Genomic DNA, 16,602 nt, shown 5'->3' with positions numbered 1-16,602 from the left:
TTGGTAGATATTGTCAACTAGTTTATTGTCGGATTTTCTTAACTTCGTATAATTTGTGGCACATGAAGACTTTAAATTACAGGAGGAAAAAATATTTATTAATTCGTAATATCCTATTTATTTAAAATAATTACATCCCATATTTAACAAGGCTTACAGGAATACCACTGGGGTGATAAATAGATTAATTAGAAAAACTAAATCTATAAAAAACTCTATCTTTTTACCCAAGATAATACACACAAAAATAATTACAAATAATAATTATTCGCATTATTATTTGTATCAATATATTTCCTCCGGCCCTTTAACTTTCTAACGGATTGATAATGATTAAAACTCGATTGAGCTTACTCACTCGACTTATTGTGCAGAGTGTTAGTGCAGAAACACTTACAAATGATGAAAATATTCATGAAAGGAATATAGAACGTATTATGCTTACAGATAGTTGAATTGTTGAAAAAGTTCTAGCATGAATTACAAACATTGCTGGCAACTCTAGTTCCGGGTTTAGCACCTAGCACAGGTACATCGAGTAATTCTAGCCAAACCTTACGAAATAGATCGTTAGGGATCAGAAGTATTGATGCTAATGCCATAACGAATTGAAGTAATGAAAGACACCCTAGCCACTCATAGTTGTTGCTTATTAGGTTTCACTTTTCAACAACTATATTTAACAACAGTATTCTTAATCATCTGTTTTATTTTGTACCAACAAATCAAACGTTTTTACATCACAGTTACTATTGGCATCACAACCTTTTATAATAAACTTTAGGCTTGATATATTTTGCTCCAGAAAGTTCTCACTGCCTAAAAAGTCACTCCCAATAGAGCAAGATAACTTGTTATCATCAATTCCACATTGAACTTCACCCGTAGCGTTCGGACAAAGTGAAAGAGAAGCGCCACCACATTTAAGACCGACTATTTTATTATTGTCAGAATGTTCTGCGCCGTTAGCCGATAAATATAAATCTATTCTGTAGGATGCTGAAGAAGGCGATACCCACTGAACTTCAAAGTTAGTACCTTTTGTAACAGTAACCAGCTCCCCTTCATAAAAATCTTTTGCATCAAATCTGATATTTTGTAAGGTAAAGCTATTTGTATCACCTGGAAGATTGTTGGTATCGGGAGCTTTTTCGTCAGAATCTCCTCCGCCGCAAGCGCTCAGCATGAATAGACTAATAGTTAATAAAAGATATTTCATAAATGTCCTTATTAGTAAGGTAAATGGATTCCATATTGGGCTACTTATAGACATAAGCACCGAGATATTATTGACTATTTAAGCCATAGTCTATTCTTAATGTTTTTATTTTAAAGTAAATAACCTGAACTCGGCTAAATAAATGCTTCTCTAGCAGTTATTATTCTATCCATATTAGAAATTGACTTATACCAATTCCATTCAGTTTGTTCTCAACTCAGAGCTACATTAGCGAGCTTAGAACAAGCAAAATTATTTAAACATAGTTATTCTATATTTCATTAATTTTGTGTCGTTATAAGTTTGCTAATGAGCTCCCAAGGGCGACTTTAAAAGGCTTATATGCGGCGTTATTGGTTTTGACAAGGGAGTAACCACTCTCTTCAATTAATGCCTTGCCTCTAAGCCTTTTAACTCTCGCTGAGTGGGAAAAAACTTAATGGACTTGGTATTACTCCCTAATAGGCAATAAGTCACAACTAAGTATACGAATTAACTAACCTCACTATATCGACAAAGCTTTACTATTGAGAAGTAGGTAATATTTTTCGTCTTCTACTTTTAGTACGAGTGAAAAATTTCACCATACCAGTTACTACCAAAATAATAAGGCTAAGACCTGTTAATAGCACAAGCATATTGCCAATAGGTTTACCAAAAGTGTATCCCCCATGTAATGACAATAGCATGCCTGTTATTCTCACCGATGCTTTTGACAACTCTGCTCTTTCTATATGTACTAAATCGCTGCATGATGCATGAACGTAAATCCGTCCATCACCATCACGCTTGTTTTCATCGTCGTTAGACTTATAAGTCAGCATATAAGGGCCATTTTCTGTATTAGGCATAAAAAAAGTGGCTAGTTTTTTATTAGGAAAATATTTATTACCCGCAGCTTCAGCATCACTAGGTGTAATATTATTACCACATTGTTTTGCAAAACCCGCGCTAGTGGGAGGTGCGTAACTAGGTGGTGATAATAAAGGGCTAAACCAGTCAGGTTTTGCTAACGCTAGGCCTGTCAGGCAAAAATATATAACTAATAATGAACTCCAAACACCAAACCATGCATGTAATGAAAAACATGTCTTTTTTATTCCATCATGAAAATTTAATGTGGTTGCTTTACGCCAAATATTATTGTGTTTTGGCCACCATAAATACAATCCAGTCAACGCAAAGAAGATTAGTAATATAGAGAGCACACAAACAAAAATAATGCCTGGATTACCCAACAATAATGAATGATGAAAATCTATTAATTCATGCGCAAACGCTCCACTTAAAGGAAAGTCGCCCTTGTATTGAGCATTCCAAGGGTCAACGCTTAACATGCGTATGCCTTCGCTGGCTTGTGATCCAGTGGGCATAACAAACACCATGGCAGTTTCTACTTCTTCAACACGGCTATGGGGCATTAGTACCCCTACCGTTTGAAAATTATCCTCATAGCCTTTAACCGCTGATGCAATTAACGTGGAGACATTAACCATTGGAGTATTAGGCGTGCTGGGTGTTGCCTTGAGTACATCTCCGTATTGCACAAGAAACAGATCGCCAACAAAAGCGAGCATAGCACCTGAGCCAGCCACAAGGATGACAAAAAAACCTGAAATCACACCTAACCAGCCATGTAACCATGCTAGAACTTTTTTATTGGACATGAGTATTAAAACCTCGCTTCAAGACCAATTAGGAATGTTCTTGGTTGTACTAATACTGCATTATCAAAGGCGCTGTCATCTTCTGTGCTTCCTTCAGGTGCGCTACCAGGATAACGGGCAACGGCTTTTTCAACATTACCAATATTATTGATAGATCCATAAATACGTAAATGTTCGAAGTCATAAGAAATTTTTGCATTCCCAATAATATAAGCATCTGTTTTACCATCAGGTCGGTTATTAACATCAGTAAAGTAACCGCTGGTATAACGAGTTACTAAGCTTGTTGACCAGTTATTGTGAGTCCACGTTAAACCTATGCTTGAAGTAACGCTTGGAGCTGTTAATAATTGATTACCTTCAATCCCCGAATCAGAATATTCACTAACTTTTGTATTTAATAAGCCGAGATTGATAAAAGCATTTAAGTCTGATGTGATCTCTAACGTGGCGCCTAACTCAATACCGCTAGTGTTTACGCGATCAGCGTTACGCACTACAAAGGCTTCATCACGAGAGTCATCAGGCGTTAGGTCGAAAGGTAATTGCATATCTTTATAATTAGAATAAAAAATATTCTGAGTTAAGGACAGTTTGCCATCTAGTAATTCTTGGCGACCGTATAGTTCAGATGTCCATACGTACTCAGCGTCGTATTCATAATTAACAATTGGGAATGTGAATGTAATTCCGCCACCACCTGCGTTGTAACCTCGAGATATCTGCGCTCCCCAGCTCGTTGTTTTAGTTTGTTGCCAATTAATACCTATTTTAGGTAAAAGTGCGGTATAGGTTTCGTCGCTAGAAATTTGAACCAGTTCGCCAGTTGCATCACCACCATTACGTTGATGATGATCTCGCTCGTAACGTAAACCGAAAGATAAATCAAAATCATGACTTAATGGCATTAAACCTTCAGAGTACGCCGCGAAAGTGTTTGATTTATCTTCAAAGTTTTGGCCACCCCAATATTCAATATATTCATCTTGATCGGCCTGATAATAATACAAACCACTAACCATAGAAAACCCAGTATCACCGGTATAATAAATACGCGGTTCTATAATAATGTCTGTAGTATCAATAGTGGCATTGCTTGAGTTTGGCACAGCCATTCGCTTAAATTTAAACTTGGTAGTAGAGGTATTGAGGGTTAAGCGCATGGTATCAGACAATGCAGTTTCAAAATCAGCCGCTACAGACGTAGTTTTTGGGTTATGCACGGGTTGATTTGGAAAGTTTGATACATGTTCAGCAAAAGGCTGAACAATAATTTCACTATTCGGGCTGGTATAATCAGTATGCGATAGTGTTAAAAGTAGTTTACTTTTCGGTGCAAAATCAGGGGTAAGTAACACTTTTCCACGTAATGTAAGTGCTTCTGTTTCAGCTGGATTACTAACTCCTTCATAAGCTGTGTAATTAACTACTGATGTACGTTTGTATAAATCACCTGACAAACGCAATGCGACTTGATCTTCGATAAGGGGCACGTTAATCATGGCAGATCTTCGGCTCTGTTGATGATTACCCGTTGCTACTTGCACAGCCCCTTCACTATTAAAAGTCGGATCATTAGTCTTAACAATAACGGTACCAGCAATGGCATTACGACCAACTAAAGTACTTTGTGAACCTCGCAGTACTTCAATCCGCTCTAAGTCAAACACTCCAACATCACCAAAAACCACCTCACTATAACTAGCGGGACGATTATCAATTTGCCAACTTAATCGTGAACGACTGCCAGCAAAAAATGCATTAGCATTTTCGGCTGCGCCTGTTCCGTCAATTCCCCGAACACTTGGACCTTTACCTGTTCCGGTTACCACAGATATATTGGCGGCAGAATCTAAAACGTCGCGCAGAGTGTTTAAACCCGCACGATTCCTTAGTATTTCCTCATCTAATATTTCTACACTATTTGCTGTTTTAAATAATGTACGTTCAAGTAATTCACCTGTGACGGTGATCTTTTCGATTGTTTGTGGCTTGTCAGTAACGATATTCTCTTGAGAATATGCGAAAGAGGCGCACATTGTGGTCGCGACACAACAAACATTTACAAACACTAATAACTTCATTTTAATTTTCCTACACGAGTGACGTGACTAATTTTAATTGAGAATGATTCGTATTTATTGTATTGTTTGAGTCTTATACCAGCCACTCCAATTGAGGGCTTGTAGCTCCATTAGCGTATTATTTGGGAGTCTATTTTGGAGAATATTAAAACTTGGCAACAACAACATGCAGATTTTAATCTTAGGTTAACTAATTTGGGTGTAACGCCTTCTATATCTATGAGCGATCCAAATGGCATGTTGCAAATCGCCCATGGGCAATTCGATGCCTTTGAAGGTAACTTTGAAGCATCTCCGCGTTTAATGCTAAATCTATGCACTGGCGGTGTTGCTAAATTGGGTAGGTTTTCAGACGAAGCTAATCTTGAGGGGATTATACGTGCAGGTGATGCCCTGATTGCGCTCCCTCATTCAAAGGCAACAGGTTACTATTCAACTATATCAATGTTGGGTATTGCGGTGGATTTACCCCTTTTTGAAAAAGTTGTTGGGGAAAAAATAGCTGTTAATGACTTATTGCCTGCAGCATCTGAATTTCATAGAAACCCCCTCATTACTTCAGTGATGACAGCGCTTTGGCGAGACGCTGAAATGAACGGTTTAACCAGTGCCTTTTTTGAACAAGGCTTGTTAGTCATCTTTAATCAATTAGTTAATTACCGTAAAAAAGTTGTACTGTCTCGCCCGGTAAGTCCGCTTTCTGGAAATCGTTTGAAGCGCTCACTTGAATTCATTGATAATAAGTTAGATTCTAATTTACGTGTGGCAAACCTTGCCAAAGAAGTAAACTTAGATGTTCGTACCTTTACTCGTACTTTTCGTGCCGCAACGGGTTATGCTCCTTTTGAGTATCTAACCATGCGCAGAATGGAAGTCGCAAAAGAGCTGCTAGGTAAAGGTTATACGGTTACCGAAATATCCATGGCAGTAGGTTATTCAAATCCAAGTAAATTTTCTGCAGCTTTCAGGCGTTTAAATGGAAAATCTCCTACAGAATGGCGCGTATTATTTAACCTGAGTTCGGTTTAAGATATAGTTAACTCATTGAAAAGTAATCACTAAAAACTCGGTTGCTTCTAGCTTGATAGTTTTACTTAATTCAAGGAAAATTTACGCGTCAATAGCTGGCCTATTGCAAGTGAATTTAACGCAGAAGTGACTAAAAATAGCGGCTAGAAGAACATTTATTAAGCCAAGTTTAGGTTATTTAGATAATTTTCATCCACATCATTCATCTAACACTATACACGTGCATTAACATGCAGGTTTTATAAGACTTCAGTTCAAAAACGTTAAATATTGATTTCTACTCATAAAGATGAGGCTGTTAGCCATTTTATTTATTACAGTAGAGCGTGTGACCTTTACTGTATTTTTGCAATGGCTTGTTTAGTATTTATGCAAGACAATGAGAGTTTATTAATTTTTTGTTTTTCAATCATAATACCTGATATTCAGTCAACAACCTTGATGATCACTTTTAGCCTCTAATTTAGAGACCGAGCCATGCTCAATAGATGGCGCTTGCGGTAAATCATCAAGATAAACAGAGGAAATAATACGCTCTTGTGCTGCTAAGGCATCTTTCTTCCATTTTTTATATTTATCAGACCGGTCAACGCGGTGTGCAAACTCTACTTCTAAAAAGCTATGCTCACCTAAGGGCAAACAATAAAAGTCATTGTGATAGTAGCTGTTGTTTCTGACTTCACTATAAAATACCCAATCCGTTTGATTGAGGTTTTTAATGATGGCAGGTGCTAATGGCTGTCGACCCTGAAGCTTAATATATTCTGCAACTTCTTCTTCTAATTCATCTGGTTCATATGGCATTGCCATCCTACTCGATTCTTCTACCACTCTTCTTCGAAGTTCTGTGTTGGTGCCATCCGGGCCGTAATGATAATCAATATAAGATTGCGTAACATAATGCGATAATGCTTTTTTATCTAAAACATTAATGTGATTAACTTGTTTAATGCGTAATTGACAACTTAACATGCCATATTCGCTACTAGGGAATAGGGCAATGGGTGGCATGTACATCCAATTTTCAGTCATCATATGTACATAGCAATGTTGATGGTATTTTTTAGCGTGTTTAGTAAACCAGTCAATTGAAGAGTGCGGAAAACTAACATCGACAGGGCTAGGTGCAGCAACTACATTACTGTCGGGTACTTTAATGGTTAGTTGTTTATCTTCTAGAATAAAGCGATGGTTAACGTCACGATCAAAATCAGGGCCACCGACAAAACCACGCCAATAAGCTTTAATGAGTTTAATCAATACTATGCTCAATCGAAGGTTCTTGCGGTAAATCATCAAGATAAACTGAGGCTATAATACGCTCTTGTGCTGCTAAGGCATCTTTTTTCCATTTTTTATATTTATCAGACCGGTCAACGCGGTGCGCAAATTCCACTTCTAAAAAGCTATGTTCACCTAGGGGCAAACAATAAAAGTCATTGTGATAGTAGCTGTTGTTTCTGACTTCACTATAAAATACCCAATCGGTTTTATTAAAGCTTTTAATGATGGCTGGTGCTAATGGTTGGTTACCATGAAGATCAATGACCATTGCAATTTCTGCTTCTATTTCATCTTGAGACCAAGTGTAAGGGCTTTTCTTTAATCGTTCTTCAACCCTAGTACGAATTTTCGTATTTTCGCCCTTGGGGGCATTATGATAATCAATATAAGATTGCGTCACATAATGCGATAATGCAGCTTTATCTAAAACATTAATGTGATTAACTTGTTTAATGCGTAATTGACAACTTAACATGCCATATTCGCTACTAGGGAATATGGTAATAGGTGGCATGTACATCCAGTTTTCGGTCATCATATGTACATAAGAATGTTGACGATATTTTTTAGCTTTTTCAGCAAACCAACTTTTTGAAGAATGCGGAAAAATCATATTCATATCACTAGGAGAAGCCACTACATTACTATCAGGCACTTTAATACTTAGTTGCTTGTCTTCTAAAATAAAGCGATGGTTAACGTCACGATCAAAATCAGGCCCACCGACAAAACCTCGCCAATAAGCTTTCATTAATTTGAAGATATTCATTATATTCTACTGTCACCTTTAGGCAGCGTTTTAATAAATTTTCTTACCGTGGTTGCTTTTGATATATTGCCTAGCAACTGTAGTTGGTCTGCATACGTTTCAAGACCTAAAAAGGGTAAGGTATGTGGGCTAGCGCCTACTTCGTCGCCAAATGTCAATCCCATAAATTTAACTGAACGAGCTAAGCTACTTGATGAAATATCGTTAGTAATATTTGGTACTAGGTCAAAAGGATTATTGCGTATGTTGTTAATAGTTAAACCTGCACCGTTCGCCATGCGTTTAAGTCGGTCAAGATTAGCGCCCGAGCCATGTATAGCTAATTGTTGAGTGGTTAAAGGTTTACCGTATTTAATACGGTAATGCTCTAACGCCGCACAAAATATAATAGCCCCTTGGCTATGGGCAACCCATTTCACTTTTTTACCTTGCTGGTTATTTTGCGCCAATACCGCCGCTAAATGTTGGGCATTATGTGATTTACGCCCTAAGCGTTTATCAAACACACATTCAGCAGCATCTAGGGCCATATTATCAGTTGGGTTATGAAAGAGCGTGTAGGCTTTTATACCATCACCTTGGTAGGCAGTATCTAAATGGGTACCCATTAACCATGCCGCTTTTACTACATCGTTTAGCATACCATTAACAGCAGCATGGGCAGTCTTCACCTGCGTGGTTGCTTGAGGTTCATTAGTCCAAGCGCCTTGTAGTTCCCTTATTCCTGCTTTGTCCTTAGCTTTATCATAAGTAGCTAAGGTTTCTCGTGTTACTTCATACAGCATGGTACGCTCGGCCGAAAAGGTACTTTTTCTCCCCTGTAATTGCTCATCAAAAAGGATATCACCAATATTAATTTGATTATCTTTTAAATCGTATTGAATCAAATAATGATAATTACGAAAAGGGTACTTAGTACGCCATAACCGACGTAACGGGTTGCGGCTGTGTTTTAATGAATTTTTAGCATTAGGGTGTGCGCAAATTTGCTCTATATCCCTTACCACCATGTGTTGGTCGTAATCGTTTAACTGGGCGAGCATTGCCAAAGCTTGGCAGGTAAATTTAACTCTTTGAAAAGGAAAGTTATGATCTAATTTTACCCCATAATCTCTACAGGTGTTGGCATCTAATGCCATCAGTGAATGAGGGGTAATATTTTTATTGAGTTTTGTCCAAGACATACTAAGTTCCGTTTAAGTTGATTCCATTACCGATAGGATATTATCAAACTAATTTCATGTAAAGTTACAACGGCTATTTAATGCGTATTATTCAACGTATTCTTAACACTGGCAAATAGACCAAAAAACTATCGATACTAATGTCCGCTTTCGTATCTTTGTTAACATTAAGCTAGTGATCATTAGATACTTCTTCAACTAGCCATAAGCGGTCATTAAGTTTTTGTGAAACCATGATGATATTAAGGACAATTCTAACCCAAATTCACTACATACCTATGGGGCTAGTTTAAGCTCAGGCTGTGTGAGAACTCCCTGCGTAAATTTTTTATGTCACGCTACGTAAATTAATAAGTAACTTGGCACCAAACTTACAACAGGATTTAATCTACAGAGTATTTTCTCTCTGATATTATTGAATTACGCCAATTAAAAATAGTTTTCACACAGTCTGAGCTCAAAGCAGCCTGTCGATTTTTCCATGATTTTATGCCAACACCAGATCTAAAGCAGACGCTGAAAATAATTATTGTGACACTAAAAATAGTATTTAATTGTTGCTAAAATAGATTGATCATTAAGACTTTAAGTTAAAGTCACTTGTTATCCGTTTGTTTCAAGCCAGCTCAGAATGTTTATTTTGCTTTTATAGAACAACTCAATATCCGCAACATTTTCAAGATAATTTACGACAAAGTTAACTACCGAAAATCGATTGACATGGTTGAAGTAAGCTGCCATTGGGTGTGCTTTCACACCATAAATTGGAATAGAGATTGTTTCAAATTGATCACATGTTATATCAAAAACTAAGCCCTCCACCTCTAACCAATAATGATTTTCGTCCCCTTCTCGATTATAACCATGCACCACTTGCATATGTTGGAATTTTTCTCGAACAAGTATTGCGTGGAAACAGGTTGCACTTTGACATGAATTTTTCGGAAAACTATAGAAAAAAGGAAGATCAATTTGATCTTTTTTACTTTCAAATATACATCTAATATTTTTAGAAAATTTAATGAGTGCTTCCATATACTCAATTACCTCGAACCAGCGCCTTGTTAATAGGCAAATAATATGTTAGCTAAAATTAGCGAAGGACGAGCAAAAGCCAACTGTTTTTTCTCCGTTTAAGCAACTTGTTAGCCGCTTTAAGTCGATATTTTGTATTTTATTGTCAAAAAAACACATAAAACTGGAAGGCTATTACGAATTAGTGCTACCATGACTTTAGAAATATTACTATGGAATACCCTAAAAATGCTAATTGAATTTACAGTTAAAAACTATCGCTCTATTAAAGAGAGGCAAGTATTTAGCATGGTAAAAGCAAAAGGTGATGAGTTAGAAAAAGATAACTCTTTTTTGCCAGAAGCCACTAATACTTATCTACTTCGTTCGGCTGTTATTTATGGTGCGAATGCTGCTGGCAAATCAAACATAATCCGAGCATTAATGGAAATGGAGTTTATTGTTAGAAACTCCTCTTCTAATATCCAAGAAGGAGACTCTTTACCAATCACGCCTTACCTTTTTGACGAAGAAACAATGAATGAAGCTTCTGAGTTTGAAGTCATTTTTATTAGTGAAGGGATTAAGTTCCAATATGGTTTTTCGGCTACAAAATATAAAGTGTTAGAAGAGTGGCTAATTGCATATCCTAAAGCTAGACCTCAGAGATGGTTTTCTAGAGTTTTTGATACAAAAAATGGTCAATATGATTATAAATTTAGTGAGCACTTGTTAGGTACAAAAAGTGTGTGGATGAATTCCACCCGCTCTAATGCATTATTTTTATCCACTGCTGTTCAATTAAATAGTGAGCAACTTAAACCTATTTTTAATTGGTTTAAAGAAAAATTACGTCCAACTAATGTTAGTGGTTGGGGGCCTAGTTATACCGCATCTTTGTGTGAAAATGATGAAACAAAAAAACAAGTTTTAGATTTTTTACAGTCTGCTGATTTTAATATTGATGATATCGAAATTGAATCTGAGAAGTTTGATCCTAAATCTCTTCCTGATGAATTACCAGATATTGTAAAAGAACAAATCTCAAGAGAGATGAAAGGAAAGGAAGTAATTGATATTAAGACAGTACATAAAACAAAATCAGGTAAGAGAGTTCCTTTAGACTTTTCAGAAGAATCTGATGGTACACAAAAGTTCTTTTCTTTTGCTGGTCCTTGGATCGATATCCTTCAAAACGGATATATTTTAATTGTTGATGAACTACATGATAATTTGCATCCTAAGATGGTTAAATATTTAGTGAACCTTTTTCACAGCACCAAAACAAACCCTAAAAATGCTCAATTGATCTTTACAACTCATGAAACATCTATTCTAAATCAAGATGTGTTTAGACGCGATCAAATCTGGTTTTGTGAAAAAAATAAACATCAAGAAACTTCTATTTACCCTTTAACTGATTTTAGCCCTAGGAAAGAACGTGAAAATTTAGAAGTGAGCTATCTCTCAGGGAGATATGGCGCTTTACCATTTATTAAGAACATTAATAAATTAGGAGCGTAAAATGGGGTCGGAAGATTTGCACCATAAAAGGAAAGCGAAAGCTACTCGAGATCTAAAACGTAGAGCTTCTAGACGTTCTTCATACGACAAAGTACTTATCGTTTGTGAAGGTGAAAAAACAGAACCAAATTACTTCACTGAGCTTGTAAATTATTACAAACTAAATTCTGCAAATGTTGAAATTGATGGTTCATGTGGCTCTAGCCCTAAAAGTGTTCTTAGAAGAGCTGAAAAGTTAGCAAAGACTGAACAAGATAAGGGAGATGGCTATGATCGAATTTACTGTGTTTTTGATAAAGATTCCCATGAAACTTATGAAGAAACGAAAGCTAAAATAGCATTAAAAAAACCAGCGGGGTTATTTTTTCATATTGTTTCAATTCCTTGTTTTGAATATTGGTTATTACTCCACTTTCAATATACAACGAAACCATTCAGTGCCTCAGGTAACTCAAGTATTTCTAACGAAGTATTAAAAGAATTAAAAAAAGTAATGCCTGAATATTCTAAAGGAGATGAAAAAGTATTTTGTACATTACTACAACAACTTGAATTTGCTAAGAAAAATGCACTACGAGCTTTAATTGAAGTCGAAAATAATTTTACTGATAACCCTTCAACTCATATTCACGAGTTAGTGGATTACCTCCAAAATTTGCAAAACGGCTAACGCCTAAATAACAGGCTAAAATGGAGCGGAGCGAACAGCCCACTGTTTTTAGTCCTAGTTGATTTTCTTATTAGGCTTTTTTTGCTAATTGCTTAAGTCTATTTAATTCCGCTGTTGAAACTTGCGACAAAACACCTTTAGATTCTAAAATCTGAGTTACTCTAACTTCTATTCGTGAACTTAACTCACCTTCATCATCACTAAGATCAGTTTCAATTCCCTCAATCATTTTATCAAGTAAAGGCTGAAACATTGATTGAGCAACAGCTTCAACTTCCCGAGCTTGATGTTCCTTTTTAAGAGTTTCATAATTTTCATCAGGAACAACCATTGGTGAATTTAAAAGCAATAAAGGTGGGATGAAAATAGTCTGCAATGAATTTTTTAACGTAATACCACCTTCATCAATATCTGTTATTTTATATAAATTAGATCCTACTCCACTGCCAGCACCTGTATATACAATATAAGCGTTTCTCCCAGCCACTGCTTCAAGCTTATTTTTTAACTTTTTATATTCATTTTTCTTTTGAAGGAAATCTTTAAGGTAAAAAGTAATTGCTACTGTTACAACTGTAGTAACGACCACAAATAGTATTTTTGCGTAATCAAATTCCAATTTTAACTCCTTGTATTGGTCAAAAGCCTAAAAGTTTAATATGAGGATGTAATCCGCCTTTCTACAAAGGCCATTAATCCCTTTAATTTATAATTAACATCGACATTACGTGATTGTTATCATTAGATCAATGACTTAAAAATATAGACACAACTGATGGATGTGTAAAAGGCGGATCTAATCCCGCTTTCTTGTAGAAAGAAGAATTTCTCGATGGCTGCATATAAAAATAGTATTTATTTGCTTTTTTAACTATTTAAGTCATTTAAACTTATGCTTGAATACTTCTGATTAAATCATATTTCCACAAATCCCTCCTTTATTTAGAGTAAAAGCTTTACTTTACTAGAGTACATGCTCTATAATGCGAGGGTTCTTAGCGAACAGTTTATTGAATTGTAAGTTTTCCCCATAACTTATTCTTATTTTGCCGGTACTTATTGTTATCGGCTTTTTTTTGCCTAAAATTTAGTTTTTTCTATTTAATATCAAGTAGGTATAAAAATTATCTTTATCATTCCCGCTTTAAGCAAGACATAAAAAAGCCCTGCAGTATTATTGCAAGGCTTTGGTGTTAATAAGGTTTTTAATGATTCCTTATTGTTTAATTATGCTCAAACTAATCTTTAATAAGTTCGTCTTGCGCTAGGTCTTCATTAAGGTCGCCTTCAAACCATGCTTGAATAACCGCAGTCGCTTGTTCTGAACCAGTGCGTTTTAATGATGAAAATGCTTGAACAGTAATATCAGCATTATGTTCTTTTAGTATTTTTTTCACTTTAAGTACTTCAGTCGCGCTTTGCCCTAAAGATAATTTATCGCACTTCGTCAATAGAGCTAAAATAGGTAATTCGCTATCTACAGCCCATTGAATAAGATCTTTATCTAAGTCTTTTAACGGATGACGAATATCCATTAAGATCACTAATCCTTTTAGGCATTCGCGTTTTTCTAGGTATTCGCCTAGTGCTTTTTGCCATTTCTTTTTCATTTCTAATGGCACTTGCGCAAAACCATAACCAGGTAAATCGATTAAACGTTTGTTTTCTGCAATTTCAAACACGTTAATTAACTGTGTTCTTCCAGGTGTTTTACTGGTTCTAGCTAAGCTTTTTTGATTAGTTAAGGTGTTCAAAGCGCTCGATTTTCCGGCATTAGATCGACCAGCAAATGCGACTTCTATCCCCGTATCATCAGGCAACCGACGAATGTCTGGCGCGCTAAGTGTAAACGTCGCTCTGTGTAAATTTATGCTTGATGATGACAAGGTAGTTTCCAAATACTGTAATAATTATCGCCATTATATCTATTTTTTTCATTTATATTCAAAAAATAGATAAAATATCACCTTATTTTTACTATGTTTATTACACGGTGCAATTATTTGTGTAAAATACTGCCAGTTTTTTTAAACACTTTTTTTTAATTAGGTAAGTTGCTTAGTTAAGGCAAGAAGAGATCTATTCAATGAAACGTTTTATTTTTTCACTATTAATAATTTTTACAGGTATGAATGTTGCCGTTGCTTCTGGTGATGCTGAAGCAGGTAAAGGCAAGGTTGCTTTATGTGCTGGATGTCATGGTGCAAATGGTATTAGTGCGAGTGACGCATACCCTAATCTTGCGGGTCAGCATGCTGACTACATTGTTAAACAACTTAAAGCGTTAAAAAATAGTACTGACCGTAGCGATCCTGTAATGGGGCCTATGGCTGCAGGTTTGTCTGAACAAGACATGGCTGACATTGGTGCATATTATAATAGTTTACCTCGTACAGCAGCTGACGCGAGTGCTGCAGGTGGGGACGCAGGCGCAAGTGCCGCAGCTCCAGTAGCTAAATACGAACCTGATGCTGTAGCAGGTAAAAGTTTATACGAATTAGGTGATGCATCTCGTAGCATTGGTGCTTGTATTGGTTGTCATGGTAAAGACGGTAACAGTGAAGTACTTATTTACCCTAATCTTGCTAAACAACATCCTGAGTATATTCAAAAACAATTACATAACTTTAAAGCAAATGAAAATCGTTCTAACTATCCGATGAATCAATTTGCTGGCCAAATGACTGACGAAGAAATTTTAGATATTGGCGCTTACTTCGCTGATACAAAGGCTGTTGCTAACATTAAACCGAAAAAGGTTACTGTTGCGGCAATTACTGAAGAAGTATTAGCAGGTGAAAAGAAAGCGGCTGTATGTGCAGCGTGTCATGGTACAGGTGGTAACGCTACAGTGGCGATTTATCCTAAGTTAGCTGGCCAACATGCAAGTTATATTGTTAAGCAATTAACAGAGCTTAAAAATGGTGACCGTAAAGATCCTGTTATGTCGGGTATGGCTGCTCCTCTTTCTGAGCAAGACATGGTTGAACTAGCAGCATACTTTTCAGCACAAAAACCATTGGCTGGAAACGGTAAAGGCTCTGAACTTGGTAGTAAAATTTATTACGGTGGTAAAGTTAACCACGTAAACCAATCAGTTACCGCTTGTGTTGCTTGTCATGGTGCTACGGGTAAAGGCATGGCTAACGCTGGTTTCCCTTCATTAGCAAACCAAAGTGTTGAGTATATTACGTCTCAATTAACTAAATTTAAGTCAGGCGAGCGTGCAAACGACAAATCAAAAATGATGCGTAACATTGCAATGAGCTTATCTGAAAAAGACATTAATGAGTTAGCGCAGTTTATTGCTACATTAAAATAAAGCGTCTCTCACTTTAAAAAAACAGCATTTTATATGCTGTTTTTTTATGCCTAAAATTTATATATTTAATCTTTGTTGTTATTTATCTGCGTATTGTTACTATAATTTGCTTTACCTGTTTTAATTATTTAACCACAAGGAATAAGCTGTTGTTTAATAAGTTACCTATTCAAATAAAATTCTTATTTATTAGCTTTTTTATTATTTGTGCGCCTTCTTTTTTTGCTAATGCTACCAACACTCTTACGGTTAACATTGTTGATACTAACCAAAAACCATTAGAAAACATGGTGGTATATGTTGAGCCGATTGGCCATCAAGCCACATTAAAAAACACTAACACTTTAGAAATAGGCCAAGCAAATAAAGCCTTTATTCCTTACATCAGTGTTATGCAATTGGGTAGTAAAGTTAAATTTAATAACCAAGACAATATTACCCACCATATCTATTCACCCGTTGGTGACAATAAGTTTTCAGTTAAAATTCGTTCAGGTCAAGAAGTGATAAAAAACGACTTTAACGAAGCGGGCGAAGTATCCATGGGGTGCAACATTCATGACTGGATGAGTGGTTATATGCTTATTGTGGACACGCCTTTTTTCGCAAAATCAGATAAAAACGGTAATACTGAAATTGTTATTGATAAATCAGGTCAATATAAAGTGGTAGTTTGGCATCCACAAATGACAGAGGTTAACAATAGAATAACTAAAACGATTAACTTAGATAGTTCTATGGCGGTAACGATGCAGTTATCAAAACCTATGGATGAAATTCCTAGCCAACAAAATGGAGACGACTTCGATTTTTTGTCTGATTATTAAACAACCCGA

The 16,602-nt window shown here is 36.1% G+C and carries 15 protein-coding genes; 6 read left to right on the top strand and 9 right to left on the bottom strand.

The window, feature by feature from the left end; translation table 11 throughout:
* Window positions 1-329: 329 nt before the first annotated feature.
* Window positions 330-455: a hypothetical protein gene (locus AC0L5Q_RS14515; RefSeq protein ID WP_473610192.1), complete on the top strand. Its 126-nt coding sequence runs from the start codon at window positions 330-332 to the stop codon at window positions 453-455.
* A gap of 239 nt (window positions 456-694) precedes the next feature.
* Here AC0L5Q_RS14515 and AC0L5Q_RS14510 read toward each other — a convergent pair whose 3' ends face one another.
* The 3 genes from AC0L5Q_RS14510 to AC0L5Q_RS14500 form a co-directional block, all read right to left on the bottom strand.
* Window positions 695-1,219 (bottom strand): hypothetical protein, encoded by a 525-nt coding sequence (locus tag AC0L5Q_RS14510; protein WP_473610189.1) that lies wholly within the window; start codon window positions 1,217-1,219, stop codon window positions 695-697.
* A 524-nt stretch (window positions 1,220-1,743) separates the two neighbouring features.
* Window positions 1,744-2,886, bottom strand: coding sequence for a PepSY-associated TM helix domain-containing protein (locus AC0L5Q_RS14505; RefSeq protein ID WP_473610186.1), 1,143 nt, complete (start codon window positions 2,884-2,886; stop codon window positions 1,744-1,746).
* A 5-nt stretch (window positions 2,887-2,891) separates the two neighbouring features.
* Window positions 2,892-4,970: a TonB-dependent receptor gene (locus tag AC0L5Q_RS14500; RefSeq protein ID WP_473610182.1), complete on the bottom strand. Its 2,079-nt coding sequence runs from the start codon at window positions 4,968-4,970 to the stop codon at window positions 2,892-2,894.
* 135 nt (window positions 4,971-5,105) lie between these two features.
* On the opposite strand from AC0L5Q_RS14500, the gene AC0L5Q_RS14495 reads away from it, so the two are divergent.
* On the top strand, window positions 5,106-5,999 hold the full coding sequence (locus AC0L5Q_RS14495; RefSeq protein ID WP_473610176.1) for a helix-turn-helix domain-containing protein: 894 nt from the start codon (window positions 5,106-5,108) through the stop codon (window positions 5,997-5,999).
* Window positions 6,000-6,428: 429 nt separating this feature from the next.
* Here the strand turns inward: AC0L5Q_RS14495 and AC0L5Q_RS14490 are convergent, their stop codons facing one another.
* The 4 genes from AC0L5Q_RS14490 to AC0L5Q_RS14475 all read right to left on the bottom strand — a co-directional run bounded on the left by AC0L5Q_RS14490 (window position 6,429) and on the right by AC0L5Q_RS14475 (window position 10,271).
* The gene (locus AC0L5Q_RS14490) at window positions 6,429-7,259 is read right to left on the bottom strand and encodes a hypothetical protein (RefSeq protein WP_473610173.1); all 831 of its coding nucleotides are present in this window, start codon (window positions 7,257-7,259) and stop codon (window positions 6,429-6,431) included.
* A complete protein-coding gene (locus tag AC0L5Q_RS14485) occupies window positions 7,252-8,052 on the bottom strand; it encodes a hypothetical protein (protein WP_473610170.1) in 801 nt (266 codons plus the stop codon). The genes AC0L5Q_RS14490 and AC0L5Q_RS14485 overlap by 8 nt, the downstream gene beginning before the upstream one ends.
* Complete coding sequence (locus tag AC0L5Q_RS14480) at window positions 8,052-9,236, bottom strand: hypothetical protein (protein ID WP_473610165.1); 1,185 nt, start codon at window positions 9,234-9,236, stop codon at window positions 8,052-8,054. Before AC0L5Q_RS14480 ends, AC0L5Q_RS14485 begins: the two co-directional genes overlap by 1 nt.
* A 603-nt stretch (window positions 9,237-9,839) precedes the next feature.
* Window positions 9,840-10,271, bottom strand: a complete 432-nt coding sequence (locus AC0L5Q_RS14475) for a hypothetical protein (RefSeq protein ID WP_473610162.1) — start codon at window positions 10,269-10,271, stop codon at window positions 9,840-9,842.
* Window positions 10,272-10,463: 192 nt separating this feature from the next.
* Here AC0L5Q_RS14475 and AC0L5Q_RS14470 point away from each other — a divergent pair, with 192 nt between their 5' ends.
* Together AC0L5Q_RS14470 and AC0L5Q_RS14465 are read left to right on the top strand one after the other, a co-directional pair.
* On the top strand, window positions 10,464-11,774 hold the full coding sequence (locus AC0L5Q_RS14470) for an AAA family ATPase (RefSeq protein ID WP_473610158.1): 1,311 nt from the start codon (window positions 10,464-10,466) through the stop codon (window positions 11,772-11,774).
* Window position 11,775: 1 nt separating this feature from the next.
* A complete protein-coding gene (locus AC0L5Q_RS14465; RefSeq protein WP_473610154.1) occupies window positions 11,776-12,444 on the top strand; it encodes an RloB family protein in 669 nt (222 codons plus the stop codon).
* 70 nt (window positions 12,445-12,514) lie between these two features.
* Here AC0L5Q_RS14465 and AC0L5Q_RS14460 read toward each other — a convergent pair whose 3' ends face one another.
* Together AC0L5Q_RS14460 and yihA are read right to left on the bottom strand one after the other, a co-directional pair.
* Window positions 12,515-13,063 carry a hypothetical protein gene (locus AC0L5Q_RS14460; RefSeq protein ID WP_473610151.1) on the bottom strand — a complete coding sequence of 183 codons (549 nt, stop codon included), beginning with the start codon at window positions 13,061-13,063 and terminating at the stop codon, window positions 12,515-12,517.
* A 619-nt stretch (window positions 13,064-13,682) separates the two neighbouring features.
* Window positions 13,683-14,330 (bottom strand): ribosome biogenesis GTP-binding protein YihA/YsxC, encoded by a 648-nt coding sequence (yihA, locus tag AC0L5Q_RS14455; protein WP_473610147.1) that lies wholly within the window; start codon window positions 14,328-14,330, stop codon window positions 13,683-13,685.
* A gap of 200 nt (window positions 14,331-14,530) precedes the next feature.
* Here yihA and AC0L5Q_RS14450 point away from each other — a divergent pair, with 200 nt between their 5' ends.
* Both AC0L5Q_RS14450 and AC0L5Q_RS14445 read left to right on the top strand, forming a co-directional pair.
* On the top strand, window positions 14,531-15,766 hold the full coding sequence (locus AC0L5Q_RS14450; protein WP_473610143.1) for a c-type cytochrome: 1,236 nt from the start codon (window positions 14,531-14,533) through the stop codon (window positions 15,764-15,766).
* Between the two features lie 149 nt (window positions 15,767-15,915).
* Window positions 15,916-16,593: a cupredoxin domain-containing protein gene (locus AC0L5Q_RS14445; protein ID WP_473610140.1), complete on the top strand. Its 678-nt coding sequence runs from the start codon at window positions 15,916-15,918 to the stop codon at window positions 16,591-16,593.
* The last annotated feature ends 9 nt before the right edge of the window (window positions 16,594-16,602 follow it).

This window comes from Pseudocolwellia sp. G5-9, from assembly GCF_055808995.1.
Note: the sequence above shows the minus strand (reverse complement) of the source record. Positions and strands in the feature narration are given on the sequence as shown.